26 protein-coding genes are annotated in these 24,805 nt (G+C 59.7%); 7 read left to right on the forward strand and 19 right to left on the reverse strand.

The window, feature by feature from the left end; all coding sequences use genetic code 11:
• Positions 1-13: 13 nt before the first annotated feature.
• From JOE39_RS11720 to acs, 8 genes are all read right to left on the reverse strand, one after another.
• Positions 14-1,231, reverse strand: coding sequence for an aspartate aminotransferase family protein (locus JOE39_RS11720; protein WP_004411082.1), 1,218 nt, complete (start codon positions 1,229-1,231; stop codon positions 14-16).
• Positions 1,232-1,466: 235 nt separating this feature from the next.
• Positions 1,467-2,459, reverse strand: coding sequence for a transcriptional regulator ArgR (argR, locus tag JOE39_RS11725; RefSeq protein WP_004404405.1), 993 nt, complete (start codon positions 2,457-2,459; stop codon positions 1,467-1,469).
• A 135-nt stretch (positions 2,460-2,594) separates the two neighbouring features.
• Positions 2,595-3,359 (reverse strand): ATP-binding cassette domain-containing protein, encoded by a 765-nt coding sequence (locus JOE39_RS11730; RefSeq protein WP_004416899.1) that lies wholly within the window; start codon positions 3,357-3,359, stop codon positions 2,595-2,597.
• Between the two features lie 22 nt (positions 3,360-3,381).
• Positions 3,382-4,494, reverse strand: coding sequence for a succinylglutamate desuccinylase/aspartoacylase family protein (locus tag JOE39_RS11735; protein ID WP_044313586.1), 1,113 nt, complete (start codon positions 4,492-4,494; stop codon positions 3,382-3,384).
• Position 4,495: 1 nt separating this feature from the next.
• Positions 4,496-5,194, reverse strand: a complete 699-nt coding sequence (locus JOE39_RS11740) for an ABC transporter permease (RefSeq protein ID WP_024648262.1) — start codon at positions 5,192-5,194, stop codon at positions 4,496-4,498.
• Positions 5,191-5,880, reverse strand: a complete 690-nt coding sequence (locus tag JOE39_RS11745; RefSeq protein ID WP_003314732.1) for an ABC transporter permease — start codon at positions 5,878-5,880, stop codon at positions 5,191-5,193. The genes JOE39_RS11740 and JOE39_RS11745 overlap by 4 nt, the downstream gene beginning before the upstream one ends.
• An 84-nt stretch (positions 5,881-5,964) precedes the next feature.
• Complete coding sequence (locus JOE39_RS11750; RefSeq protein ID WP_004416894.1) at positions 5,965-6,741, reverse strand: ABC transporter substrate-binding protein; 777 nt, start codon at positions 6,739-6,741, stop codon at positions 5,965-5,967.
• A 531-nt stretch (positions 6,742-7,272) separates the two neighbouring features.
• Positions 7,273-9,228, reverse strand: coding sequence for an acetate--CoA ligase (acs, locus tag JOE39_RS11755; RefSeq protein WP_096116450.1), 1,956 nt, complete (start codon positions 9,226-9,228; stop codon positions 7,273-7,275).
• Between the two features lie 415 nt (positions 9,229-9,643).
• On the opposite strand from acs, the gene JOE39_RS11760 reads away from it, so the two are divergent.
• On the forward strand, positions 9,644-9,910 hold the full coding sequence (locus tag JOE39_RS11760; RefSeq protein WP_003342597.1) for a DUF2790 domain-containing protein: 267 nt from the start codon (positions 9,644-9,646) through the stop codon (positions 9,908-9,910).
• 97 nt (positions 9,911-10,007) lie between these two features.
• Here JOE39_RS11760 and JOE39_RS11765 read toward each other — a convergent pair whose 3' ends face one another.
• Positions 10,008-11,585 (reverse strand): sigma-54-dependent phenylalanine hydroxylase transcriptional regulator PhhR, encoded by a 1,578-nt coding sequence (locus JOE39_RS11765; protein WP_024959967.1) that lies wholly within the window; start codon positions 11,583-11,585, stop codon positions 10,008-10,010.
• A gap of 266 nt (positions 11,586-11,851) precedes the next feature.
• Between JOE39_RS11765 and phhA the strand changes: the two genes are divergently transcribed.
• The 4 genes from phhA (at position 11,852) to JOE39_RS11785 (ending at position 15,000) form a co-directional block, all read left to right on the forward strand.
• Positions 11,852-12,649, forward strand: a complete 798-nt coding sequence (gene phhA, locus JOE39_RS11770) for a phenylalanine 4-monooxygenase (protein ID WP_210077344.1) — start codon at positions 11,852-11,854, stop codon at positions 12,647-12,649.
• 35 nt (positions 12,650-12,684) lie between these two features.
• Positions 12,685-13,041 (forward strand): 4a-hydroxytetrahydrobiopterin dehydratase, encoded by a 357-nt coding sequence (locus JOE39_RS11775; protein ID WP_003342603.1) that lies wholly within the window; start codon positions 12,685-12,687, stop codon positions 13,039-13,041.
• Positions 13,042-13,495: 454 nt separating this feature from the next.
• Positions 13,496-13,675 (forward strand): hypothetical protein, encoded by a 180-nt coding sequence (locus JOE39_RS11780; RefSeq protein WP_096113674.1) that lies wholly within the window; start codon positions 13,496-13,498, stop codon positions 13,673-13,675.
• A 140-nt stretch (positions 13,676-13,815) separates the two neighbouring features.
• Positions 13,816-15,000, forward strand: coding sequence for an MFS transporter (locus JOE39_RS11785; RefSeq protein ID WP_210077342.1), 1,185 nt, complete (start codon positions 13,816-13,818; stop codon positions 14,998-15,000).
• Between the two features lie 118 nt (positions 15,001-15,118).
• On the opposite strand, the gene JOE39_RS11790 is transcribed toward JOE39_RS11785, so the two are convergent.
• The 10 genes from JOE39_RS11790 to JOE39_RS11835 all read right to left on the reverse strand — a co-directional run bounded on the left by JOE39_RS11790 (position 15,119) and on the right by JOE39_RS11835 (position 23,798).
• Entirely contained in the window at positions 15,119-16,066 is a 948-nt protein-coding gene (locus tag JOE39_RS11790) for an IS110 family transposase (RefSeq protein WP_210077340.1), read from the reverse strand.
• Positions 16,067-16,648: 582 nt separating this feature from the next.
• Positions 16,649-17,062, reverse strand: a complete 414-nt coding sequence (arfB, locus tag JOE39_RS11795) for an alternative ribosome rescue aminoacyl-tRNA hydrolase ArfB (RefSeq protein WP_210077339.1) — start codon at positions 17,060-17,062, stop codon at positions 16,649-16,651.
• A gap of 31 nt (positions 17,063-17,093) precedes the next feature.
• Complete coding sequence (locus JOE39_RS11800) at positions 17,094-18,503, reverse strand: amino acid permease (protein WP_004416880.1); 1,410 nt, start codon at positions 18,501-18,503, stop codon at positions 17,094-17,096.
• Entirely contained in the window at positions 18,500-18,757 is a 258-nt protein-coding gene (locus tag JOE39_RS11805) for a hypothetical protein (RefSeq protein WP_229621075.1), read from the reverse strand. The genes JOE39_RS11800 and JOE39_RS11805 overlap by 4 nt, the downstream gene beginning before the upstream one ends.
• Positions 18,758-18,774: 17 nt before the next feature.
• The gene (rluB, locus tag JOE39_RS11810) at positions 18,775-20,004 is read right to left on the reverse strand and encodes a 23S rRNA pseudouridine(2605) synthase RluB (RefSeq protein WP_003314721.1); all 1,230 of its coding nucleotides are present in this window, start codon (positions 20,002-20,004) and stop codon (positions 18,775-18,777) included.
• Positions 20,005-20,188: 184 nt separating this feature from the next.
• Complete coding sequence (locus JOE39_RS11815) at positions 20,189-20,380, reverse strand: DUF1289 domain-containing protein (protein WP_003314720.1); 192 nt, start codon at positions 20,378-20,380, stop codon at positions 20,189-20,191.
• Positions 20,381-20,684: 304 nt separating this feature from the next.
• On the reverse strand, positions 20,685-21,458 hold the full coding sequence (scpB, locus tag JOE39_RS11820; protein WP_210077337.1) for an SMC-Scp complex subunit ScpB: 774 nt from the start codon (positions 21,456-21,458) through the stop codon (positions 20,685-20,687).
• 15 nt (positions 21,459-21,473) lie between these two features.
• Positions 21,474-22,172, reverse strand: a complete 699-nt coding sequence (locus tag JOE39_RS11825; RefSeq protein WP_170855934.1) for a ScpA family protein — start codon at positions 22,170-22,172, stop codon at positions 21,474-21,476.
• A 119-nt stretch (positions 22,173-22,291) separates the two neighbouring features.
• Positions 22,292-22,921 (reverse strand): L-threonylcarbamoyladenylate synthase, encoded by a 630-nt coding sequence (locus JOE39_RS11830; protein WP_003424791.1) that lies wholly within the window; start codon positions 22,919-22,921, stop codon positions 22,292-22,294.
• A 13-nt stretch (positions 22,922-22,934) separates the two neighbouring features.
• Positions 22,935-23,798 carry a PHP domain-containing protein gene (locus JOE39_RS11835; RefSeq protein WP_003314714.1) on the reverse strand — a complete coding sequence of 288 codons (864 nt, stop codon included), beginning with the start codon at positions 23,796-23,798 and terminating at the stop codon, positions 22,935-22,937.
• Positions 23,799-23,863: 65 nt separating this feature from the next.
• Here JOE39_RS11835 and JOE39_RS11840 point away from each other — a divergent pair, with 65 nt between their 5' ends.
• Both JOE39_RS11840 and JOE39_RS11845 read left to right on the forward strand, forming a co-directional pair.
• Positions 23,864-24,460: a septation protein A gene (locus JOE39_RS11840; protein ID WP_003314713.1), complete on the forward strand. Its 597-nt coding sequence runs from the start codon at positions 23,864-23,866 to the stop codon at positions 24,458-24,460.
• A 1-nt stretch (position 24,461) separates the two neighbouring features.
• Positions 24,462-24,761 carry a YciI family protein gene (locus JOE39_RS11845; RefSeq protein WP_032661219.1) on the forward strand — a complete coding sequence of 100 codons (300 nt, stop codon included), beginning with the start codon at positions 24,462-24,464 and terminating at the stop codon, positions 24,759-24,761.
• The last annotated feature ends 44 nt before the right edge of the window (positions 24,762-24,805 follow it).

Below are 24,805 nucleotides of genomic sequence, written 5' to 3' on the forward strand. Positions count from 1 at the left end.
GGCTGCCATCGAATCAGGATGTCAGTTTGGCGATGGCGCGTTCGAAGCGGTTCAGGCCCTCTTCGATGTCTGCGTCTTCAATCACCAGGCTCGGCGCGAAACGAATCACGTCAGGGCCGGCCTGCAGGATCATCAGGTCCTGGGCCTCGGCCGCATTGAAGATGTCCTTGGCCTTGCCTTTCCAGGCATCGGACAACACGCAACCGATCAACAGGCCCAGACCGCGCACTTCGCTGAACACGCCGTATTGCTGGCCGATACTTTCCAGACGGGTCTTGAATTGCTGATGCTTGCGCTGCACGCCCGCAAGCACTTCAGGCGTATTGACGACATCGATGACCGCCTCACCGACCGCGCAGGCCAGCGGGTTGCCGCCATAGGTGGTGCCGTGCACGCCGACCGCGAAGTGCCTGGCGAGCTTTTCAGTGGTCAACATGGCCGCCAGCGGGAAACCGCCGCCGATGCTCTTGGCGCTGGAAAGGATGTCCGGGGTCACGCCGTAATGCATGTAGGCGAACAGATGACCGCTGCGGCCCATGCCGCTCTGCACTTCATCGAACACCAGCAGGGCGTTGTGCTCGTCACACAGCTTGCGCGCACCTTGCAGGTATTCCAGCTGACCCGGCAGAACACCGCCCTCGCCCTGAATCGGCTCCAGCACCACGGCACAGGTCTTGTCGGTAACAGCAGCCTTCAGTGCGTCGAGGTCGTTGTACGGCACATGGCTGATGCCGGTGATCTTCGGCCCGAAACCATCGGAGTACTTCGGCTGCCCACCCACGCTGACGGTGAACAGGGTGCGGCCATGAAAGCTGTTCAGCGCCGCGATGATTTCGTACTTCTCCGGGCCGTACTGGTCATGCGCCACACGGCGTGCCAGCTTGAAGGCGGCTTCGTTGGCTTCAGCACCGGAGTTACAGAAGAACACGCGCTCGGCGAACGTCGCATCCACCAGTTTTTTCGCCAGACGCAGGGTCGGCTCGTTGGTGAAGACGTTGGACACATGCCAGAGGTTATTGGCCTGCTCGGTCAACGCACCGACCAGCGCCGGGTGGCAGTGGCCTAATACGTTGACGGCGATACCGCCCGAGAAATCCACCAGTTCGCGCCCCGCCTGATCCCAGACCCGGGAGCCCGCACCGCGCACAGGGATGAACCCGGCCGGGGCGTAATTGGGGACCATTACCTGGTCGAAATCGGCGCGTTGCACCGCAGCATGCTCAACGGACATCGGAGTCTCCTGATGAGGAACGCCTGCCTGAAACTGGCGAGCGATGGAAAGATTGTAAGGACTGATTTGTGTTCGGCCTTGCCGCCAGGCGACAACTTGTTACAGCGCAAAACCGGGTTTTTTCAAGGTTTTCGGCAATGCGACAATTTGCGTCACAAAGGCGCAGTTTAAACGGATTGAAGCCGGCCTGTCTGGACCTGAGCTGTCGCGGCAGCACTTTATCGCGACAAGACAATCAACCGCGTTCGGCAGGCACAGGGGAAAGTTCGAACGGGCTGCTACTGCGTCGCTGATTGCGGTCTTCGCGCGGCGTGGCACCGAAGAAATTGCGGTAGGCGCTGGAGAAGTGCGGCCCCGAGGAAAAACCGCACGAAAGGCCGATCTGAATGATCGACTTGCTGGTCTGCATCAGCATCTGGCGCGCCTTGTTCAGGCGCAGCTCCAGGTAGTACTGGCTGGGCACACGGTTGAGGTACTGCTTGAAGATCCGTTCCAACTGACGACGAGACACGCACACATGCTGAGCGATTTCGTCGGTGGTCAATGGCTCTTCGATGTTGGCTTCCATCAGTAGCACCGCCTGGGTCAGCTTGGGATGGCTGGAGCCCAGACGGTTCTGCAGCGGAATGCGCTGACGCTCGCCGCCTTCGCGAATGCGCTCGACCACCAGCTCTTCGGAAACCGCCCCGGCCAGTTCGGCCCCATGATCACGGGACAGCACCGCCAGCAGCAGGTCGAGCACCGACATGCCACCACAGGCGGTCAGGCGATCCCGATCCCAATCGAACAAATGGCTGGTGGCGATGACCTTGGGGAAACGCTCGGCAAAGTCGTCCTGCCAGCGCCAGTGCACGGCGGCACGGTAGCCATCCAGCAGGCCCAGTTGCGCAAGCGGATAGACGCCCGCTGACAGCCCGCCAATCGAACAGCCGGCACGCACCAGTTGCTTGAGCGCACTGCCCAGCGCCGGGGCCACACCTGCAGGAGGCTCGTCAGCCAGCAAAAACAGCTTCTGAAAGCCTTCCAGCCGGCCGGCCCAGGGCTCACCCGGCAATTGCCACGCGCTGGCGAGCGCCGAAGGCTCCGTGGCCTCGGCCTGCAGGAACGACAGCTCATAGACCACTTCAGGGTGAACGCGCTGCGCAACGCGCAAGGCTTCCTCGGCCAGTGCCAGGGTCAGGGCTTTGGTGCCAGGCCAGACGAGGAAACCTATTCGATGGGCAGTCATTGGGACATCCGATACGTATTGCCGCAAAAGCCGAGCCTTGGAAGATAGCTCGATCTGGAACATCCAGGTCGTGTCGCGCGTCGCGCAGCATGCCCTGTTCTGCCATAAAAAGGCATCGTCATACGCTGCCGATCGTCACTTCAGGCTGCCGGACAGGAATTGCTGCAAACGCTCGGTCTGCGGATTGGCCAGCACTTCGCGCGGGGCACCACGCTCCAGAACGACACCCTGATGCAGGAAAACCAACTGATTGGAGACCTCACGGGCGAAACCCATTTCGTGAGTCACCACCACCATGGTGCGGCCTTCCTGAGCCAGGCCCTGCATGACCTTGAGCACGTCACCGACCAGCTCCGGGTCCAGCGCCGAGGTCGGCTCATCGAACAGCATGACCTCGGGCTCCATCGCCAGTGCGCGGGCAATCGCCACACGCTGCTGCTCACCGCCGGACATGTGCCCAGGGTAAGCGTCCTTGCGATGGGACACGCCGACTTTGGCCAGATAGTGTTCGGCCTTTTCCAGCGCTTCCTTTTTCGACACACCCAGCACATGGACCGGCGCTTCGATGATGTTCTGCAGTGCCGTCATGTGCGACCACAGATTGAAGTGCTGAAACACCATCGACAGGCGTGAACGCATACGCTGCAATTGCTTGGCGTCGGCAGCTTTCAAACCGCCTTCCTTATTCGGCACCAGCTTCAGCTCTTCGTTGTTGAGCAGGATCTTGCCGGCATGGGGCTGTTCGAGCAGGTTGATGCAGCGCAGAAAGGTGCTTTTGCCAGAGCCGCTGGAGCCGATGATGCTGATGACATCGCCGGCCTTGGCGGTCATGGACACACCCTTGATCACTTCGTGACTGCCGTAGCGCTTGTGCAGGTCCTGCACTTCCAGTTTGTTCATGCTTTGGGTTTCCACAGAACGGTCAATCACTGAGCAGACGTCCGTGACGCAGCGCCGTGCGCCCCGCCACCTTGGCCAGCCAGAAACCGGGTTGAGCGTAACGAAGCCGCTCGATGGCGAACAACACCCCGGCAGTATTCGCACAAATGGTACTGACCTGATCGGACAGCGGGTCGATCACTTCGAACAGCGGATCGCCCGCCTCGACCCTCTCGCCAGCAGCGCGCAGGAACGTCACCACGCCAGGGTGCGGCGCATAGAGCAATTCGGTGCCTTCGAACGGCAAGCCCTCGCAGGCTTCATGCGCCGGCTGCGGCCAGTCGCCGCCGATGAAGCCCTGTTCGGCGAGAAACGCCAGAATGCCCTCGGCGTGCGCGAGGGCCTGCGGCTTGCCAGTATCGGCCTGACCGCCCAGTTCAAGAGTGGTCGCGAGGCAGGCCAGCGGGATCTGCGCCTGCGGGAAAATCCGCGAAAGGCGCAACCACGGCAGCGAGCAGGCTTCATCGAAGGAGCTGCCACCGGAATCCTCGGCGAGCAGCGCCACCTGGATATTCAGATGCGCCGACAGCGAACGCCATTGTGGCCAGTGCTGCGGCAAGGCGTACATGTGCAACGCGGCATCGGCATCACAATGCAGATCGAGCACCACATCAGCGACGCAGGCATGACTGAGCAGGATGCGTTGCATGCCTTGCAATTCGCTCTGCGGCGCGGGCAGACCTTCGAGCGCAGCGCTCATTGCCTGGCGAATCAGCCGGGTATTGGCGCGCGGGTCATCGCCCAGTTGACCTTCCAGCAACTCGGCGACCGGCTCGCTCAGCTCGGTGAAGTCACGGTTGAAATTCTTGCCACTGCCGAACTCGAAACGGCCCTGATGCGCACCTTGCAGCAACTGCCCCAGGCCCAGCGGATTGGCCACCGGCACCAGTTCGACGACACCTTTGAGGAGGCCCTGCTGCTCCAGCTCGGTGAGGCGTTTTTTCAGCTCCCAGGCCGTGCGCATGCCGGGCAGTTCGTCGGCATGCAGGCTGGCCTGGATGTAGGCCTTGCGCTCGCCGGTGCCGAAGCGAAAGACGCTCAGCGTGCGTTGGGTGCCGAGGGTGCTCCACGGCAATACATGATCGGTTCTTTGCATTTCAGACCTTCCGTGGGGCGAGGTAGCCCAGCCAGCGGCGTTCGGCGATCTTGAACAGCCGCACCAGAATGAATGTCAGGCACAGATAGAAAACGCCTGCGGTGATGTAAGCCTCGAAAGGCAGGTAGAACTGCGCGTTGACCGTACGGGCCGCGCCGGTGATGTCGATCAGGGTCACGATGGACGCCAGACTGGTGGTCTGCAGCATCATGATGACCTCGTTGCTGTACTGCGGCAGCGCCCGGCGCAAGGCCGAGGGCAGCAGAATGCGCCGGTACATCTTGGCTTTCGACATACCCATGGCCCGCGCGGCCTCGATTTCACCCGCCGGTGTGGCCTTGAGGCTGCCGGCGATGATCTCCGCCGTGTAGGCGCTGGTGTTGATGGTGAACGCCAGGCAGGCGCAGAAGGTGGCACTGGACAGCCAGGGCCACAAAAAGCTTTCGCGCACCGCATCGAACTGGGCCAGCCCGTAATAGATCAGGAACAGTTGCACCAGCATCGGCGTGCCGCGAATCACGTAGGTGTACAGCCAGGCAGGGATGTTCACCCAAGGATTTTTCGAGACCCGCATCAGGCCCAGCGGCAATGCCGCCAGCAGCCCGAACGCGAGTGAAATCGCCAGCAGCTTCAGGGTGGTCAGCAGGCCGCCGAAGTACAGCGGCAGACTGTCCCAGATCACGTTGTAGTCAAAGATCATAGGTCAGCCGCCCTCACGCCCACCGAGTAGCGTTTTTCGAGGTAACGCAAGGCGAGCAGCGACACGCTGGTGATCACCAGGTACATCGCCGCAACCGCCAGAAAGAAGGTGAAAGGCTCGCGGGTGGCATCGGCCGCCTGCTTGGCCTTGAACATCATGTCCTGCAGACCGACCACGGAAATCAGCGCGGTGGCCTTGGTCAGCACCAGCCAGTTGTTGGTGAAACCGGGAATCGCCAGACGAATCATCTGCGGCACCAGAATGCGGAAGAACACCTTGCCGCTGCTCAGGCCATACGCCATGCCCGCCTCGGCCTGCCCCTTGGGAATGGCCATGAACGCACCGCGAAAGGTTTCCGAAAGATACGCGCCGAAGATGAAGCCCAGCGTGCAGATGCCTGCCATCAACGGATCAAGGTCGATGTAGTCGTCAAACCCCAGCAACGGGGCGACGCGGTTGAGCAGGTCCTGGCCACCGTAGAAGATCAGCAGAATCAGGACCAGATCGGGAATACCACGAACCACCGTGCTGTACAGGTCGCCCAGCCAGGCGATCCAGCGTACCGGAGACAGCCTCAGCGCCACGCCGATCAGACCGAGAACGATCGCCAGAGCCATCGACGACAGGGCCAGCTGCAACGTCAGCCAGGCACCTTCGAGGATGACAGCTCCGTAACCTTTCAACATGATGTGCGGTCCTCAAGCGTGGAATAAAAATGGCGCAATCCAGGCAATTCTGTTTGCGCCATTGGTCAGGGTAAGGACGACGACTTATTTGCCGTAGATATCGAAATCGAAATACTTGTCCTGGATAGCCTTGTACTTGCCGTTGGCACGGATCGCGGCGATGGCGGCGTTGAGACGGTCAAGGTCGGCCTTGTCGCCCTTGCGCACGGCAATGCCGATGCCGTCACCGAAGTATTTCGGATCGACGAACGACGGACCTACGAACGCATAGCCTTTGCCTGCGTCGGTTTTCAGGAAGCCGTCCTGCAACAGCGTGGCGTCGGCGACAGTACCGTCCAGGCGACCTGCACCGATGTCCAGGTAGATTTCGTTCTGCGAACCGTACGGCGTCACTTCGACACCTTTGGGAGCGAGGACTTCACGGGCGAAACGCTCGTGGATCGAGCCACGCTGCACGCCGATCTTCTTGCCCTTGAGTTCAGCCAGGCTGTCGCTGATCGTAGTGCCGTCCTTCATGACCAGACGCGCCGGGGAATTGTAATACTTGCCGGTGAAGTCCACGGACTTCTTGCGGTCGTCAGTGATGGACATCGACGACAGGATCGCGTCGATCTTGCGCACTTTCAGCGCCGGGATAAGGCCGTCGAATTCCTGCTCGACCCAGGTGCACTTGACCTTCATTTCTTCACACAGCGCATTGCCGATGTCGTAGTCAAAGCCGACGATGCTGCCATCCGGGGCCTTGGACGCGAACGGAGGGTAAGCCGCTTCGATACCGATTTTCAGTGGTTTTTCATCAGCAAAGATCGGCTGGGCGAGCACGGACAACGCCATCGCGCCAATAAGCATGAGCTTTTTCATTTCCAGGGACTCCATCGGTAAAGCACGACAAGTGGCAAAGTGAGCAAGCGCCCAATGTGCGAAAGGACAATCTCGGGGAAAAGCGACGCCGGATACGTGACACCGCGCTGGCGGCTCACAGCCCTTCGGCGAATGAGGGGCATTTTAACGACAGGCTCGAAGTCGATATTTCTTCAATGCGACAACTAGTTACAGAAGCGCTTGAAGACCCACCACACGGTATTGACGGGGCCCGTTTCTGCTGATCCAGCAGCGCAGACTAAACCTGTCATAACAGCAAAAAGCGCGCCCATTATTGGCAAACCCTTTTAATCCGGCAAGCCCAGCGTGCCACATGGCGATTTAAAAGCCTTGCTGCGTCGTACTTTCCTACACAGAAACCCCAGACATGTCCCACAACGAAGCGCTGCGCGACAACGCCGTGTAAACCGGTAACAACCCGATATATATCCCTTTTCCCGTACCAGACGCCGAAAACGAAGGCGCCCCGTTCGGCTCTCACCGAACGGGGCGCTTCAGTCACAGGATCACTCAAGCAGCGTTCATGGCCTTGTGCGTGTCGATCAGATGCTGCACAACGCCCGGGTCGGCCAGGGTAGAGATGTCACCCAGCGCATCGTACTCGGCGGTCGCAATCTTGCGCAGGATGCGGCGCATGATCTTGCCCGAACGGGTCTTCGGCAGGCCGGGCGCCCACTGAATGAAGTCAGGCGAGGCAATCGGGCCGATCTCCTTGCGCACCCAGTTGCGCAATTCGGTGCGCAGCGCGTCGCTCGGTTCTTCACCGCCGTTGAGGGTCACATAAACGTAAATGCCCTGCCCTTTCAGGTCATGCGGCACACCGACCACAGCAGCCTCGGCGACTTTCGGGTGCGCAACCATCGCACTTTCAATTTCAGCCGTGCCCATGCGGTGGCCGGAAACGTTGAGCACATCATCCACACGCCCGGTGATCCAGAAATAACCGTCCTCGTCACGACGGGCGCCGTCGCCGGTGAAGTACATGCCACGGAACGTCTTGAAGTAGGTGTCGACGAAGCGGTCGTGATCGCCGTACAGCGAGCGCGACTGGCCCGGCCATGAATCGAGGATCACCAGATTGCCCTCGGCAGCGCCCTCGATGAGGTTGCCCAGGTTATCCACCAGCGCCGGAATCACACCGAAGAACGGACGTGTCGCGGAGCCCGGTTTCAGGGCGGTCGCGCCTGGCAACGGGCTGATCAGGATGCCGCCGGTTTCGGTCTGCCACCAAGTATCGACAATCGGGCAGTTCTGCTTGCCGACCGTGTTGTAGTACCAGGCCCAGGCTTCCGGGTTGATCGGCTCGCCCACCGAACCCAGCAGGCGCAGGCTGGAACCGTCGGCGCCTTCAACGGACTTGGTGCCTTCAGCCATCATGGCGCGAATCGCGGTCGGCGCGGTGTAGAGGATATTGACCTTGTGCTTGTCGATGATCTTCGACACGCGGGTGATGTCCGGATAGTTCGGCACGCCTTCGAACAGCAGCGTGGTCGCACCATTGGCCAGAGGGCCGTAGACAATGTAACTGTGCCCGGTGACCCAGCCGACGTCGGCGGTGCACCAATAGACTTCACCCGGCCGGTAGTCGAACACGCGTTCGTGGGTCAGCGCTGCATACAGCAGGTAACCTGCAGTGGTGTGCAACACGCCCTTGGGTTTGCCGGTCGAGCCCGAGGTGTAGAGAATGAACAGCGACTCTTCGGCGCCCATCTCTTTCGGCGCGCAGGTGCTGGACGCCACTTCCAAGAGCGAGTGGTACCAGATATCACGGTGACGGTTCCATTCGATCTCGCCACCGGTGCGCTTGCAGACGATGACCTTCTGCACGCTGCTGGTTTCCGGGTTGGTCAGGGCGCGGTCGACGTTGGCCTTGAGCGCCGTCTTCTTGCCGCCACGCAGACCTTCGTCAGCGGTGATGACCACTTTGGAACTGCAATCGATAATCCGGCCAGCCAGCGCTTCGGGCGAGAAGCCGCCGAACACCACCGAGTGAATCGCACCGATCCGCGCGCACGCCAGCATGGCGACCACAGCCTCGGGGATCATCGGCATGTAGATGGTCACGACGTCACCACGGTGCACGTCCTGGCCACGCAGCGCGTTGGCGAACTTGCACACTTCGGCGTGCAGTTCGCGGTAGGTGATTTCCCGGTGCTCGGAAGGGTCATCGCCCTCCCAGATGATGGCGATGCTGTCGCCGCGTTCTTCCAGATGGCGATCCAGGCAGTTGTAGGCAACGTTCAGCGTGCCGTCGGCGAACCATTTGATATCGACACGGTGATCATCGAACGAGGTCTGTTTGACCACGGTGAAAGGTTTGATCCAGTCGAGGCGCTGAGCCTGTTCACGCCAGAAACCATCAGGGTTGACCACCGACTGCTGGTACATGGCCTTGTAGGTCGCTTCATCCGTCAGCGTAGTCGCTGCGACTTCTGGGCGGACGGGGTACAGGGAAGCTGCACTCATCTTGGTTACCTCGGTGGATAGTTGTTGTTTTATGCCCCTGTTGTATCCCGCCCCACCCGCAGGGGCCATTCGACGTTGGTCTTACCGGGCGGGGCCGGAGCTGCAAGCCATAAGCCGCAAGCCGCAAGCCGCAAGCATTAAGCCCGAAAGCTTGAAGCTTGAAGCTTGAAGCTTGAAGCTTGCGGCTTGCAGCTTGCAGCTGCCCTCAAGATTATTACCATTTTGATAAAAGCGCTTATCCAAAGTCTTTATATATGCGCTGTCGCAACAGGCATAGAATTCGATCCGCCAACAAGGCAGACATCAACTGCCCCCACGCAGTGTTGTTCCAACTCGAAAAACGTATCAGACCGCCTTAGCCCATGACGTCAAAAACGTCATGCGACGGCGCTCACTTTGAAAAAGGTAAACGACAATGAAAGCTTTATTAGTGGCATTGGCCCTGTGCGGTATCAGCAGTTTCGCCATGGCCGAAGAATCGCAGACCAAAGTGGCTGCGCAACAGGCGCGTGTCGAGCAATATACCTACGGCACTCATCTGGATATCGCCCGGGTTATTTCCATCAGCCAGATCCCTAACGTCTGCGCAGTGGTCCCGGCGCGCATGGTGTATGAAGATTCGCAAGGCGCGCGCCACACCATGGGCTATCAGGTGATGGGCAACGGCTGCAGCAACGGTTGAGGCTTCTTGCCGTTGCAACCTGTGCACGACGCCTCGCCGCTATATTAAGGTGCGAGGCGCATGCGCGAAGTGGCTGACACGACTAGCAATGAGCGAGTTATTTATCGACAGGATGCGGATCTGATTCGCGCCCTAATTCATAGTCGCGCAACTTGTTGGCAATCGTTGTATGAGACACCTCCAGGCGTTTACCTAATTGGCGACTGCTGGGATATTGCGCATACAGTTGTTCCAGCACCGACTTTTCAAAGCGCCCGATAATAGCGCCCAGCCCGCCCTCCAGCGACACTTCACTCAATCCTTGTCGCACGCCGTAATCCGGCAAACGAATGTGCTCGGCCTGCACCTTGCCGCCATCACACAGCGATACGGCCTGAAACAATACGTTTTCCAGTTGCCGCACATTGCCGGGCCAGTGGTACTGACTCAGACGCTTGATGGCCGCAGGTGATATGCCGGGCAGCGGACAGCCTATCTGCCGGCTGGCCTGATCGATAAAATGCTCCACCAGAGGCTCAAGACCGTCCAGACAGTCGCGCAGTGGCGGTATATGCAGCGACAGCACGTTAAGGCGATGATAAAGGTCCTGCCTGAACATGCCTTTGGCGCACAGCTCCGAAAGATCGACCTGGGTCGAACACATCACTCGCACATCAAGAAACATGTCCTCGTCACTGCCGACCCGGCGAAAGCTGCCGTCCTGAATGAAGCGCAGCAGTTTGGCCTGCATACGGGCGCTCAGCTCACCTACACCATCGAGAAACAGCGTGCCGCCCGCGGTCAGTTCCAACAGCCCCAGCCGCCCTTCCGCACGCGCGCCTTCGAACGCACCAGGGTCATAACCGAACAGCTCGATCTCGGCCATGGACTCCGACAACCCGGCACAGTTGAGTGCCATCAGAGGTGACTGGCCGCGCGGGCTTGCCAGGTGACAGGCGCGGGCCAGCAACTCCTTGCCGGTGCCGGTTTCGCCCTCGATCAGCAGCGGCGCATCGAGGGGCGCCATGCGCCGCGCCTCTCGAACCACAGCAGCCATGACCTTCGAGCTCTGAAAGATGCTGTCGAAGCCACGCAGCTCCTGCTTGCGCACATGGTAGATGCGCTCGCCGACCCGATCCGCGCGGTGCAGCGTCAGCACGGCCCCGGCCATGGCTTCGCTGTCGTCATGTTCCGATTGCAGAGGTGCGATGTCGGCAAGAAACACATCGCCACATACCTTTACCCGCAGCCCATTGATCCGCGACTGGCTGGCGCGCACCAGCTCAGGCAGGTCGAAATCTTCGGCGTAACGCGACAAGGGCATGCCCGGCACTTCATCGACCCGCACGCCCAGCAACTGCGCAGCGGCACGATTGGCCGCAACGATCGCCCCGCCCATGTCGATGGACAACACCGGGAATTCCAGCGCACCGAGCAAGGCATTGAGCTCCATGTGCCGGCGCTCGCTGGGCATCAGCCCGACGCGCTTGACGCCGAACACCCCGGTGATCGCCTCGAACTTCGGGCGCAAGGCCTGGAACTGCAGGTTGATCAGGTTCGGGCAATGCAGATAGATCGCGTCACCGTGTTCGCCCCCCACTTCACCGCGCGCCACGTTGACGCCGTAAGCCACCAGCAGATCGAGAATGTCGCGAAGAATGCCGATGCGGTTCTGGCAGTGCACCTTGATGCGCATGAGTCATCGTCCCTGTGAGGGTATGTTTTTCATGAGTCGGCAAAATTAATGTCAACAATACGTTACGCATGCCCGCTTCGCGAGCGGCAGTATGCTTGATTTCAAGCCTCTTCCATCGCAAGCGTAAACTTTTCGTTACGAACCAGTGATCAAACCCATGCGCAGCCCTGCCCACACCCGCTGACGCGCCCTCGAAACCGGGTTATTCCTGAACACAGGCTTTTACAAGAACACTCTAAAAACACCAGCCTTTCGAGGACATCAGCATGGCCCAGACGCTTTACGTGGCACGCGAGCCGGACGCTTCGGGTTTCATCGATTACACGGCGGACGAACATGCGGTATGGAACACCCTGATTACCCGGCAGATGGAGATCGTCGAAGGACGTGCCTGTCAGGAGTATCTGGACGGCATCGAGCAACTGGGCCTGCCGCTCGATCGCATTCCTCAGCTAGGCGAAATCAACAAGGTTCTGGGCGCGACCACGGGCTGGCAGGTCGAGCGAGTGCCCGCGCTGATCCCCTTCCAGACGTTTTTTGAACTGCTGGCCAGCAAGCGCTTTCCGGTGGCGACGTTCATTCGTAGCGCAGAAGAACTGGACTACCTGCAGGAACCGGACATCTTTCATGAAATATTTGGCCACTGCCCGCTGTTGACCAATCCATGGTTTGCCGAATTCACCCACACCTACGGCAAACTCGGCCTGAGCGCGAGCAAGGAACAACGCGTGTACCTGGCCCGGCTGTACTGGATGACCATCGAGTTTGGTCTGGTCGATACACCGCAAGGACGGAAAATCTACGGCGGCGGCATCCTTTCTTCACCGAAGGAAGCGTTGTACAGCTTATCGGCAGCCCCCGAACACCAGCCTTTCGATCCGCTTGAGGCGATGCGCACACCTTATCGCATCGACATTCTGCAACCGCTGTACTTTGTCCTGCCGGATCTGAAGCATCTGTTCGACCTGGCGCAGCAAGACATCATGGCGCTGGTCGGGCAAGGCATGCAGTTGGGCTTGCACGCTCCCAAGTTTCCACCTAAAACCAAAAGCCACGCCGCCTGACGCTCGGCCCGCTATCCGAAAAGGACACTCTGCTTATGACCACCTTGAATCAAGCCCACTGTGAAGCCTGCCGTGCCGATGCGCCGCAGGTCAGCGAAGCCGAACTGCCGGAACTGCTCAAGCAGATCCCGGACTGGAACATCGAGGTCCGCGATGCGGTGATGCAGCTGGAAAAAGTGTTTCTGTTCAAGAATTTCAAATGGGCGCTGGCGTTCACCAATGCCGTGGGCGAAATTGCCGAAGCGGAAGGCCATCACCCGGGCCTGTTGACCGAGTGGGGCAAGGTGACCGTGACCTGGTGGAGCCACTCGATCAAGGGCCTGCATCGCAACGACTTCATCATGGCCGCGCGCACGGATGAAGTGGCCAAGGGTGCAGAAGGCCGAAAATAAAATGATCAGCGGGCAGCGGACCCTGCTCACGCGGTCCGGCCCAATGAAATCAAGCTGCTCAGCGCCTCGCGAGGCGAAAAGCCGGACAGTGAAAAAGCCATTTTGTTTCACGATCAGGGCAATCGGGGTAAAAAAATATCCTGATTGTCATTTTCAGTGGGTTATCCTGCGCAGGCTTTTTTAAAGCACGGTTCTATCTGCAACCCCTTGCGAGGAGCGACGACGATGCATGAAATCCCTAACTTCCCACCAGGCCAACAGGAACCACAACAGTCGACTCTGGCTCAGCAAGAGCTTGGTCAACCTGTCGCAATGAAAGCAGCACCCTCGGCTCAAGACAGCCAGAAAGCCGGACGCAAAGACTGAAGGCGATTGTTTTCAGGCGTATCGAAAAACGGTTTTGCCGGTTTTCAATACGCCTGGAAAACCAGCAACAGGCAAACAGCAGATTTTTATGAGCGACTTCACTGAAACCCAAGCCAGCGCCCTGATTGGCACCGCCGAGAAAATGGTCGAGATCTGGTCACGCCTCAGCCCGGAAAAACAGAGCGCCCTGCTCGCCCGTTTCGGCACTCAGGAAAACGCCTTGGCCGCTCTCGTGACGACACACCTTGTGTCACCCAGAGACAAATAGCCCTCTCCATTCAGGTTTATTTCAATCTGTTGCACCTGCATCGCCCGATGCATCGGTATGATAAGCACTTCGAGAGCTTGCTAAGGGTTTTTCCCCGCCCGCTCGAACGCCATGCCCGCAAAAGAATGAAAGCCCGCCCCATGTCCGAGACACAGCAAAACACACCACAAACCCCGATGGCCGTTACGCTGACCGTCGTGTCCATCGTGATGTTCACCTTTATCGGCTACCTGAACATCGGCATTCCCCTCGCCGTTCTGCCCGGCTATGTCCACAGTGATCTGGGCTTCGGTGCAGTTATCGCCGGGCTGGTCATCAGCGTGCAGTACCTGGCCACGCTGATCAGTCGCCCCTGGTCGAGTCGCATCATCGACAATCTGGGCAGCAAAAAAGCTGTGCAGATCGGGCTGACCGGTTGCGGGCTGAGCGGTGTGTTCATGCTGGTGCCGGTCTGGCTGGACAGTTGGCCGATGGCGAGCCTGGTGATTCTGCTGATTGGCCGGGTGATCCTTGGTGCGGCGGAAAGCCTTGTCGGTTCTGGGTCGATTGGCTGGGGCATCGGCCGGGTCGGCGCGCAGAACACCGCCAAGGTCATTTCCTGGAATGGCATCGCCAGCTACGGCGCGCTGGCCATCGGTGCGCCACTGGGTGTGTGGATGGTTGACGAACTCGGCCTGTGGACAGTGGGTGTGAGCATCATGCTGCTGTGCGCGCTGGGGCTCTACCTGACGTGGCATAAAGAGCCCGCGCCGATCGTGCAGGGCGAGCGACTGCCATTCATGCATGTACTCGGACGAGTGTTTCCGCATGGCATGGGCCTGGCGTTGGGCGGTATCGGCTTTGGCACTATCGCGACGTTTATCACCCTGTATTACGCCAGCAACCACTGGCCGAACGCCGCGCTGTGCCTGACGCTGTTTGGTGGCAGCTTCATCGCCGCGCGCCTGCTGTTCGGCAGCCTGATCAATCGCCTGGGCGGCTTTCGAGTGGCGATTGGCTGTATGTCCGTGGAAAGCCTGGGGCTCTTGCTGCTGTGGCTTGCGCCCACTCCGGACCTGGCACTGGCTGGCGCGGCGCTGACCGGTTTCGGCTTTTCGCTGGTGTTCCCGGCGCTGGGCGTGGAAGCGGTCAATCTGGTCCCGGCGTCAAGCCGAGGCGCGGCAGTGGGCGCCTACTCGCTGTTCATCGACCTGTCACTGGGCATCACCGGCCCACTGGCAGGCGCCATTGCCGCCGGCTTCGGCTTCGTCTCGATCTTCCTGTTCGCGGCACTGGCGTCACTCACCGGGTTGGCGTTGAGCGTTTATCTGTACAAGCAGGCGTAGGTGCTGCGCCAGTAATGATCGGTGCTCATAGTCATGCAGGTCCTGAAGAGCCCGAAAAGCGGAGTTTTCAGGCTGCTGCCCGCAGGGCGTAGGAGATTCTATGGTTTTGGGAAAGCCCTCAAGCCACTTTTGTTTGATATTCGCTCTGGTTCTTTAACAGAGCGAAGACTACTCGAGCCAACTTTCGGGAGAGCATGACCAGCGCTTGAGTTGTACTAAAGCCACGCTTTCTCTGCTCTTCATAAAAAGGCTTCCAGGCCGGCGTACGGCTCCCGGACATAGCCGCGTTGTGCAGCAACCGTCGGGCTTCTGGATCGCCGCGTTTGGTCAATCGACGAGGTCCATCACTTTGCCCTGATTTGGATACTCTCAGGTCCAGCCCAAGAAACGCGATAAAGGCGTTCGCTCCGCTGAACTCGCCTCGCTGAAAAGAAGTGACCAAGCGAGCTGCAGTCAGAAAGCCGATCCCTTCTACTTTCATACAGCGGTTGACCTGCCTCATCAGCCCGGCTTCCTGCAGTACATCGCGAATCTTCTTTTCAACGAGCGCCTCAAATCGTTTCATCGAGTTGACCTGATTGGCGAACGCTGTTCTCAGAAAAGGCTCGTTGGTCCAGCTTTGTACCAGGCCAGTACGAGCCTGAACCAAGGCTGCACGACGTCGGAACAGGCTCAGAAGCTGCCGATAAAGCGGGCTCGCAGGTATCCAGGGCCGCAACTCATCAAGTTCGTTTTTCAGGTATCGGGCCAACAAACGAGCATCTTGGGCATCGGTTTTGGCGCGTATGTTGACGCCTTTACGGTAATGACTGAGCTGATAGCCATCCACCATATAAACGTCACAGCCTGCTTCGTGGGCGGCATCCGCGAGCAGGACGTGATAGACGTTAGTGGCTTCGATGGCGATGGCGCAGCTGCTCGCCAAGGCCTTCAGCCATTGGGTGATGGCGACTTTGGTATTGGGGATTGCCTCAAGTCGATCATATTGATCGTGGTAGATCACCAGCTCATTCTTGGCGACATCTACACCGATGATCGGTTTTTCCAGAGTAACCCGCATTGCCATAACGCCTCCTCGGGGATAAGGTTTACAGACTTGAAGGGGCCACCCAGAGGCGCAGGCTTGTTTCTATCGTAGGTTGTGAGCCTTAAGCATTCTTTATCGGCGCTTGGGGTGAAAGGAGGAGGGGTGAAATCTCCTACGGGTCTGTACTGCGCGAACAGTCAGAAGCGAACTAAGTCCCTCCTCCTCCCTTCAAGTCTTACCATACAAGCGGACTTGTTCGCGAAGACATTGTTTTGAACGCCAAATCTTCTGCGACGGTACGGGCCCTTTCGCGAACAAGTTCGCTCCTACGTTCGAGCGTGGGAACGGGGCTTTTGTAGGAACTTGTTCGCGAAGGTGGTGTTTTGAACGCCAAATCTTCCGCAACGGTACGGGCCCTTTCGCGAACAAGTTCGCTACGTTCGAGCGTGAGGGCTTTTGTAGGAGCGAACTTGTTCGCGAAGGCATTGTTTTGAACGCTAAATCTTTTGCGACGGTACGGGTCCTTTCGCGAACAAGTTCGCTCCCACGGCCTGCGGCCAGAATCAAGCGTAGGCTTTTGTATAGCGCTGAGCACTGCGTGGCACGAGACTGAAAAACACCTCAGAAATCCACTTTCCCGCGTCCGGCCTTGATCGAGCCGCGTTTGCTCTTGGACTCCAGGCGCCGGGTCTTGGAGCCGAGCGTCGGACGGGTCGGGCGGCGTTTCTTTCCGACCTTGGCCGCGTTGACGATCAGCTCACTCAGGCGAAGCAACGCATCGGCACGGTTCTGCTCCTGGGTCCGATACTGCTGAGCCTTGAGCACAATCACGCCGTCGCTGGTAATCCGGCTGTCACTCAACGCCAGCAGCCGCTCCTTGTAAAATGGCGGCAGCGATGAGGCGTTGATGTCGAAACGCAAATGCACCGCGCTGGAGACCTTGTTGACGTTCTGCCCGCCCGCGCCCTGAGCACGGATAGCGGTCAATTCGATCTCTGCATCCGGCAGATGAACGTTGTTGGAAATCACCAGCATCGGGGTCTCTTCTTCTCGGAAACGGGCAAGGCTATTTGCCAGACTGTGCAGATAGGACAACGCTACGCCTATTTTTGGCCCGGTAACAGACCCACATCACCGCCAGCCACACAGGTATCGCATAGACCGATATGCGGATGCCGGGGATCATCAGCATGATGCCGAGGATAAACACCACAAAGGCCAGGCACACATAGTTGCCATAGGGATACCACAGCGCCTTGAACAGCGGCACCTGGGCGGTCCGGTTCATGTGCTGGCGGAATTTCAGGTGCGAGTAGCTGATCATCGCCCAGTTGATCACCAGCGTGGCCACCACCAGCGACATCAACAGTTCCAGCGCCTGCTGCGGCACGAAATAGTTGAGCAGAACCGCGACCAGTGTCACGGCGGCAGAGGCAAAGATCGCCTTGACCGGCACCCCGCGTTTGTCGACCTGGGCCAGCGCCTTGGGCGCATCACCCTGCTCGGCCATGCCCACCAGCATGCGGCTGTTGCAGTAAGTGCCGCTGTTGTAGACCGACAGCGCTGCCGTCAGCACCACAAAGTTGAGGATGTGCGCAGCCGTGTCGCTGCCGAGCATCGAGAACACCTGCACGAACGGGCTGCCGCTGTAGGAATCGCCAGACGCATTGAGGCTGGCCAGCAAGCTATCCCACGGCGTCAGCGACAAAAGCACCACCAGCGCGCCGATGTAGAAAATCAGGATGCGGTAAATGACCTGGTTGATCGCCTTTGGGATCACGGTCTTCGGCTGTTCGGCTTCGGCAGCGGTGAAACCGAGCATCTCCAGGCCGCCGAAGGAGAACATGATGATTGCCAGCGCCATCACCAAACCACTGACACCATTGGGAAAGAATCCGCCATGCTCCCAGAGGTTACTGACCGAGGCCTGCGGGCCGCCGCTGCCACTGACCAGCATGTAACTGCCCAGCGCAATCATGCCGATGATCGCCACCACCTTGATGATCGCGAACCAGAACTCGGTCTCGCCGAAGACCTTGACGTTGGTCAGGTTGATGGCATTGATCAGCACGAAGAAGGCTGCCGCGGAGACCCAGCCCGGGATGTCCGGCAACCAGTAATGAATGTATTTGCCGACGGCGGTCAGCTCGGACATACCGACCAGGATGTACAGCAGCCAGCAATTCCAGCCCGACAGGAACCCGGCGAAACCGCCCCAGTAGTTGTGGGCGAAGTGGCTGAACGAGCCGGCGACCGGCTCTTCGACAATCATCTCGCCCAGCTGGCGCATGATCATGAAAGCGATGAAGCCACAGATGGCGTAACCGAGAATCATCGACGGTCCGGCTGATTTCAGCACGCCCGCCGAGCCGAGAAACAGGCCCGTCCCGATGGCACCGCCCAAGGCGATCAACTGGATGTGTCGATTCTTCAGGCCACGTTTCAGTTCGCCCGAGGGTGAGGTTGTTTCACTCATTCAATAGCCACCTGATCGATCTTGTTCTGTGACGGAATAGAACCTGCTGCGCTCGTGGCGCAACAGAATTGCAGCGCCAGAGGCGGATGGCCTAAAGCGTTGAACAGCACTGTTTCACAGAAAAAAGCGCAGCATTGTACACGTGCAACCCGGCTGAGGTTCAAAACAGGGAGGTCGATGCGCGACGGCAGTGTGACAGCGCTTTTCAGAGCGACGAAAACGACAACGCCAGCCCTGTGGACTGGCGTTGCCATTCATTCACACCGAGCGATCACTCAGGCTTGCGACGACCGAAGCCCGGACGCTGACCTGAACCTGCCGGTGGGCCACGACGCTTGCCTGACGGCGCATCATCGTTGACCAGCTTGATGCCGACACGCTTCGGGCCCGGCTTGGCCGGACGCTTGTTCATGTCGCTCGGACGCTCGGCAACCGGTGTGCCACGGCTGTTGTCGGCCGGACGCGGCGCGCGCGAACCGGGCTTGCCCGAGTCCTTGCGCGGCGAAGGACGCTGAGTCGAATCGCCACCGCGCGGACGATCGCGCTCGCTGCCGGTGATCTGCGGCTGACGCGGTGCGCGCTCGCCGCCGGTCGCCGGAGCACCAGCCGCAGGACGCAAGGTGCGAACACGCTCGCCTTTGCCCAGAGGGCGCGACGATTGACGCTGCAGACGCTCCATCTTGTCTTTGGTCTTGGCATTCATCTGCGGCTGGGCCACAGGCTGCAGACCGACTTCAGCGGCCAGAATGTCGACTTCGTACTGGCTCATTTCACGCCAGCGGCCCATCGGCAGGTCGGAGTTGAGAAACACCGGCCCGTAACGCACGCGCTTCAGGCGGCTGACCACCAGCCCCTGGGATTCCCAGAGACGACGCACTTCGCGGTTACGGCCTTCCATCACCACGCAGTGATACCAGTGGTTGAAGCCTTCGCCGCCCGGTGCCTGCTGGATATCGGTGAAGCGCGCAGGGCCGTCTTCGAGAATCACACCGTTCTTGAGGCGCAGCAGCATGTCGTCATCGACTTCGCCACGCACGCGAACCGCGTATTCACGGTCCATTTCAAACGACGGGTGCATCAGGCGGTTGGCGAGTTCACCGTCGGTGGTGAACATCAGCAGGCCGGTGGTGTTGATGTCGAGACGACCGATGTTGATCCAGCGGCCTTCTTTCGGGCGCGGCAGACGATCGAACACGGTCGGACGGCCTTCAGGGTCGTCACGGGTGCAGATTTCACCATCGGGCTTGTTGTACATGATGACGCGACGGACCGTTTCGGCCGCTTCTTCGCGCTTGATGACGCGACCATCGACACTGATGGCGTCATGCAGGTCGACGCGTTGACCGAGGGTCGCGTCCTTGCCGTTGACCTTGATACGGCCCTGGGTAATCCAGGCTTCCACGTCACGGCGTGAACCCACGCCAATGCGCGCCAGAACCTTCTGCAGCTTTTCGCCTGCGGGTCCGATTTCCTGGCTGTCCTGCTTGTCTTTTTCACTCATCTGGGCACCTCCCGGTGTGTCGAATCAGGGCTGGCCGAGAACCGGCAAGACCTGTACCCGGCGCGCTGTGGATAGCGGCAAGGCGAAATACTTGAAAGCCCGGGCGACACTTGATCGCCGAGGGTCGGCCATCATACGCCCCTGCGCCGGTTTACGCATCCGGCGTCAACGGCAAATGCCCGAATCACTTCTTCTTTTTGCGACCGGCGGTCTTGAGCTTCGCCAGCCGCTTGGCAGACTCATCGAGCACCGTGCGCTTGTCGTCCTTGTCGAGCTTCTTCCAGGACTTGATTTCGCGCTTGCTGCGACCGCAGCCCAGACAAATATCATCATCGAACTTGCACAGGCTGATGCAGGGGTTCTTGGTCGAACTCATGGGCAGCGAATCTCATGGCGAGTGGTATCAGATGTGACCCTGGGCTGGCGCATGAATTCGACCGGAGTACGCGGAACGTTGGCACGACAATTCTGATTATCGTTCCGCACGCTCCAGGACGAGGTATCAAGAGGACGCAGAGCGCTCATGGCTACATACAGGTCTTGTGGGAGCGAGCTTGCTCGCGAAAGGGCCCTTACAGAATCCGAAAATAGCGAGCCTGCACCATCGCCTTCGCGAGCAAGCTCGCTCCCACGAGACTTGTGTATCACGCTGAACGCTTCAGCGTGGGAGCGCTAGTCAATCAGACCTCATCGTCGCCTTTGCCGTCTTCAGGCTCAGCCTCAGGCTCCGCGCGCAGCAGGTCGTCGAAGTCGGTCTTGAGGCCCTGCTCCATCGAATCCAGTTCCACCAGCAGACTGCGGAAGCTGGTTTCGTCACGCGGCGCGTCGGGCTCTGCGTCCGGGTCGAGGCTGGCGTCGGCCAGGGCTTGCAGGTGCGCAGGCACCGGCGCTTCTTCGAAATCCAGCACCGGCTCGGTTTCCATCTCGCGCAGGTCGGCCAGCGGCGGCAGTTCGTCGAGGCTTTTGAGGTTGAAGTGGTCGAGAAAGCCTTTGGTGGTCGCGAACATCGCCGGTTTGCCGGGCACATCGCGGTAGCCCACCACGCGAATCCACTCGCGCTCGAGCAGGGTCTTGACGATGTGGCTGTTGACCGCGACACCGCGCACATCCTCGATCTCGCCCCGCGTGATCGGCTGGCGGTAGGCGATCAGCGCGAGGGTTTCCAGCATGGCTCGGGAGTAACGCTGCGGCCGTTCTTCCCACAACCGCCCGACCCACGGCGAAAAGCGGTCACGAATCTGCAGGCGATAACCCGACGCCACTTCCTTGAGCTCGAAAGCGCGCCCCTCACATGACTTGCGCAACACCTCGAGTGCCTTTTTGAACACCGGGGGTTCAGGGCGCTCGCCTTCCTCGAATAGCTCATACAGGCGCTCCAGGGTCTGCGGTTTTCCGGAGGCCAGCAGAAATGCTTCAAGCAGCGGGGCCAGTTCGCGAGGTTCGTTGAGGTTCATGAATGTGTTTTAGCTCTACTCGGCTCGCGCCCGGACATGGATCGCCGCAAAGGGCTCGTTTTGGACCAGCTCGACAAGTGACTCCTTGACCAGTTCAAGCACCGCCATAAACGTCACGACCACACCCAGACGCCCTTCTTCGGCGGTAAACAGCTCGGCGAACGGCACAAAACCGCCGCCCTTGAGACGCTCCAGCACATCGCTCATGCGCTCGCGGGTGGACAGTGCCTCGCGGCTGACCTGGTGGCTTTCGAACATGTCGCCGCGGTGCAGCACTTCGGCCATCGACATCAGCACTTCTTCAAGGCTGACATCCGGCAGCAACTTGCGTGCACGGGCTTCGGGAGCGTCCAGTTTCGGCACGATGACATCGCGGCCTACACGGCTCAGGCCATCAATGCCCTCGGCGGCGGCCTTGAAGCGCTCGTATTCCTGCAAGCGGCGAATCAGCTCGGCGCGCGGATCACCCTCTTCCTCTTCGACCTCCGCCGAACGCGGCAACAGCATGCGCGACTTGATCTCAGCCAGCATGGCGGCCATGACCAGATACTCGGCAGCCAGCTCCAGGCGCACGGTTTTCATCAGCTCGACGTACCCCATGTACTGCTTGGTGATCTCGGCCACGGGAATATCGAGGATGTCGATGTTCTGTTTGCGGATCAGGTACAGCAGCAGGTCGAGCGGCCCTTCGAACGCTTCGAGAAAAACCTCCAGCGCATCGGGCGGGATGTACAGGTCCAGCGGCATCTGCGTGACAGCACGCCCGTAGACCAGCGCGAACGGCAGCTCTTGCTGGGCGTTGGCCTGGCTGTCGACTGCCTCGACGGCTGTCATCAGGCGCGTTCACCGAAAGGCGTCGGATCACCACAGCCGACCCGAACGATCTGGGGTTCACCCTCAGCCAGGTTAATGACCGTGGACGCCGAAATACCGCCGATCCCGCCATCGATGATCAGATCGACCTGATGCTCGAGAATCTGGCGCATCTCGTAGGGATCGCTGAGCGGCACGCTGTCGCCCGGCATGATCAGGCTGACGCTCATCAGCGGCTCGCCCAATTGCTCCAGCAGGGCCTGGGCGATGGGATGGCTTGGCACACGCAGGCCGATGGTGCGGCGCTTGGGGTGCAGCACCAGACGCGGTACCTCGCGGGTGGCGTTGAGAATGAAGGTGTACGGCCCGGGCGTGTGCGCCTTCAGCGCACGGAACGCGCCGGTGTCGACCTTGGCAAACAGCCCCAGTTGCGACAGGTCGCAGCACATCAGGGTGAAGTTGTGCTTGTCGTCCAGCTGGCGCAGGCGGCGGATACGCTCGATGGCGCTCTTGTCACCGATCTGGCAACCCAATGCATAGGACGAATCTGTCGGGTACACCACCAGCCCGCCGGCCTTGATGATTTCAGCGGCCTGTTTGATCAGGCGCGGCTGCGGGTTTTCCGGATGGACCTGGAAAAATTGACTCACGATTACTTCCTGTTCAGACGGAGGCAGTAGGCTGTTCATGTTTGAATCTGCACCACAAAGGCGGTAGATCTTCAGGCACGGGACGATAAGTGCCGATCTCGCCCCAGGTGCCAGGACCGTGGAAGTCGCTGCCGGCAGAAACCAGCAAACCGAACTCGCGTGCAAGGATGGCCAGGGTGCCGACCTGATCGGCAGGCTGCATGCCATTGACCACTTCTATGGCGTGCCCACCAGCCTGGACGAAATCGCCGACCAGTTTACGCCGTTTACTGCGGGTAAAGTCATAATGTGAAGGATGCGCGAGACTGACCCATGCACCCGACGCCCGCAAGGTGGCGACCGTGTCCTCCAGCGTTGGCCAGTGCTGCTTCACATCGCCCAGTTTGCCCGCCCCCAGCCATTTGCGAAATGCCTCGGCGCGATCCTTGACGAAACCCGAGCGCACCATGAAGTCGGCAAAGTGCGGACGCGCAGGCGCATTGCCGCTGTCACCCAGTTCCTGCTGAATCGCGCGAGCGCCTTCCAGCGCGCCAGGCATACCTTTGATCGCCAATTTGCGACTGATTTCTTCCGCACGCAGCCAGCGTCCTTCATGCAAACGGCTGATGGCCTCGGTCAGCGCCGGGGCCTGGGTATCGAATCCGTAACCCAGAATATGAATGGTCGCGCCGCCCCAGGTGCAGGACAGCTCCACCCCGTTGACCAGTTGCATACCCAATGAATGCGCCGCCGCACGGGCCTCTTCAAGCCCTTCAAGGGTGTCGTGGTCGGTCAGCGAAAGAACGCGCACGCCGTTTTCATGAGCACGCGTGACCAGTGCCGTGGGCGAGAGCGCCCCGTCGGAAGCGGTGCTGTGACAGTGCAGGTCTACATTCATAGTGAGGCTTTCGTGTTCATTGATGTTTGTTATTATGCCGCCACATCCTGCTTCTGGCTGCCATTGTGAAACAATTCATCGACTTCATCCCGCTGCTGCTGTTCTTCATCGTTTACAAAACCGAGCCGCGTGCCGTGGATATCCTCGGCAATACCTATATGGTAGGCGGCATTTTCAGTGCAACGGCGATGCTGATCATCAGTTCGGTGGTGGTCTACGGCATTCTCTACGTCAAACAGCGCAAGCTGGAAAAAAGCCAGTGGCTCACGTTGGTGGCGTGCCTGGTGTTCGGCAGCCTGACCCTGGCCTTCCACAGCGAAACTTTTCTGAAATGGAAAGCCCCGGTGGTCAACTGGCTGTTTGCCGTCGCCTTTGCCGGCAGTCATTTCATCGGCGACCGGCCGCTTATCCAGCGCATCATGGGTCATGCATTGACCCTGCCGGCGGCGATCTGGACCCGCCTCAACATCGCCTGGATCATATTCTTCCTGTTCTGTGGCGCAGCCAACCTGTATGTGGCCTTCACTTATCAGGAATTCTGGGTCGACTTCAAAGTATTCGGCAGCCTGGGCATGACCCTGATCTTCCTGGTCGGCCAGGGGATCTACCTGTCACGCCACCTGCACGACACCGCTCCCAATACGACCAAATCCGAGGACTGACATGCTCTACGCAATCATCGCCACCGACGTCGAAAACTCGCTGGAAAAACGCCTCAGCGTTCGCCCGGCACATCTGGAGCGCCTCAACGCGCTCAAGGATGAAGGCCGTCTGGTGCTGGCAGGTCCACACCCGGCAGTCGACAGCAACGACCCCGGCTCTGCCGGTTTCAGCGGCAGCCTGATCGTTGCCGAGTTCGAATCGCAGAGCGTCGCCAAGGCCTGGGCCGAAGCCGATCCGTTCGTGGCCGCAGGTGTCTACGCGAACGTCGTGGTCAAACCGTTCAAGCAGGTCCTGCCCTGAGCCTGCCCGACCGACTTTTTTAACAGCTCTGCTTTCTGATCGAG

This window comes from Pseudomonas sp. PvP100, from assembly GCF_017833055.1.
Classification (GTDB): domain Bacteria; phylum Pseudomonadota; class Gammaproteobacteria; order Pseudomonadales; family Pseudomonadaceae; genus Aquipseudomonas; species Aquipseudomonas syringae.

Excerpts from the sequence above, each read along its gene's own strand:
- JOE39_RS11800 (WP_004416880.1), bottom strand. The coding sequence starts at position 18,503 with ATGAGTGAAACAACCTCACCCTCGGGCGAACTGAAACGTGGCCTGAAG.
- phhA (WP_210077344.1), top strand. The coding sequence starts at position 11,852 with ATGGCCCAGACGCTTTACGTGGCACGCGAGCCGGACGCTTCGGGTTTC.
- JOE39_RS11775 (WP_003342603.1), top strand. The coding sequence starts at position 12,685 with ATGACCACCTTGAATCAAGCCCACTGTGAAGCCTGCCGTGCCGATGCG.
- JOE39_RS11790 (WP_210077340.1), bottom strand. The coding sequence starts at position 16,066 with ATGGCAATGCGGGTTACTCTGGAAAAACCGATCATCGGTGTAGATGTC.
- JOE39_RS11750 (WP_004416894.1), bottom strand. The coding sequence starts at position 6,741 with ATGAAAAAGCTCATGCTTATTGGCGCGATGGCGTTGTCCGTGCTCGCC.
- JOE39_RS11740 (WP_024648262.1), bottom strand. The coding sequence starts at position 5,194 with ATGATCTTTGACTACAACGTGATCTGGGACAGTCTGCCGCTGTACTTC.
- JOE39_RS11730 (WP_004416899.1), bottom strand. The coding sequence starts at position 3,359 with ATGAACAAACTGGAAGTGCAGGACCTGCACAAGCGCTACGGCAGTCAC.
- JOE39_RS11760 (WP_003342597.1), top strand. The coding sequence starts at position 9,644 with ATGAAAGCTTTATTAGTGGCATTGGCCCTGTGCGGTATCAGCAGTTTC.
- JOE39_RS11835 (WP_003314714.1), bottom strand. The coding sequence starts at position 23,798 with ATGAATGTAGACCTGCACTGTCACAGCACCGCTTCCGACGGGGCGCTC.
- JOE39_RS11815 (WP_003314720.1), bottom strand. The coding sequence starts at position 20,380 with ATGAGTTCGACCAAGAACCCCTGCATCAGCCTGTGCAAGTTCGATGAT.
- JOE39_RS11720 (WP_004411082.1), bottom strand. The coding sequence starts at position 1,231 with ATGTCCGTTGAGCATGCTGCGGTGCAACGCGCCGATTTCGACCAGGTA.
- acs (WP_096116450.1), bottom strand. The coding sequence starts at position 9,228 with ATGAGTGCAGCTTCCCTGTACCCCGTCCGCCCAGAAGTCGCAGCGACT.
- JOE39_RS11845 (WP_032661219.1), top strand. The coding sequence starts at position 24,462 with ATGCTCTACGCAATCATCGCCACCGACGTCGAAAACTCGCTGGAAAAA.
- JOE39_RS11805 (WP_229621075.1), bottom strand. The coding sequence starts at position 18,757 with ATGGCAACGCCAGTCCACAGGGCTGGCGTTGTCGTTTTCGTCGCTCTG.
- arfB (WP_210077339.1), bottom strand. The coding sequence starts at position 17,062 with ATGCTGGTGATTTCCAACAACGTTCATCTGCCGGATGCAGAGATCGAA.
- rluB (WP_003314721.1), bottom strand. The coding sequence starts at position 20,004 with ATGAGTGAAAAAGACAAGCAGGACAGCCAGGAAATCGGACCCGCAGGC.
- JOE39_RS11765 (WP_024959967.1), bottom strand. The coding sequence starts at position 11,585 with ATGCGCATCAAGGTGCACTGCCAGAACCGCATCGGCATTCTTCGCGAC.
- argR (WP_004404405.1), bottom strand. The coding sequence starts at position 2,459 with ATGACTGCCCATCGAATAGGTTTCCTCGTCTGGCCTGGCACCAAAGCC.
- JOE39_RS11780 (WP_096113674.1), top strand. The coding sequence starts at position 13,496 with ATGAGCGACTTCACTGAAACCCAAGCCAGCGCCCTGATTGGCACCGCC.
- JOE39_RS11745 (WP_003314732.1), bottom strand. The coding sequence starts at position 5,880 with ATGTTGAAAGGTTACGGAGCTGTCATCCTCGAAGGTGCCTGGCTGACG.
- JOE39_RS11785 (WP_210077342.1), top strand. The coding sequence starts at position 13,816 with ATGTCCGAGACACAGCAAAACACACCACAAACCCCGATGGCCGTTACG.
- scpB (WP_210077337.1), bottom strand. The coding sequence starts at position 21,458 with ATGAACCTCAACGAACCTCGCGAACTGGCCCCGCTGCTTGAAGCATTT.
- JOE39_RS11735 (WP_044313586.1), bottom strand. The coding sequence starts at position 4,494 with ATGCAAAGAACCGATCATGTATTGCCGTGGAGCACCCTCGGCACCCAA.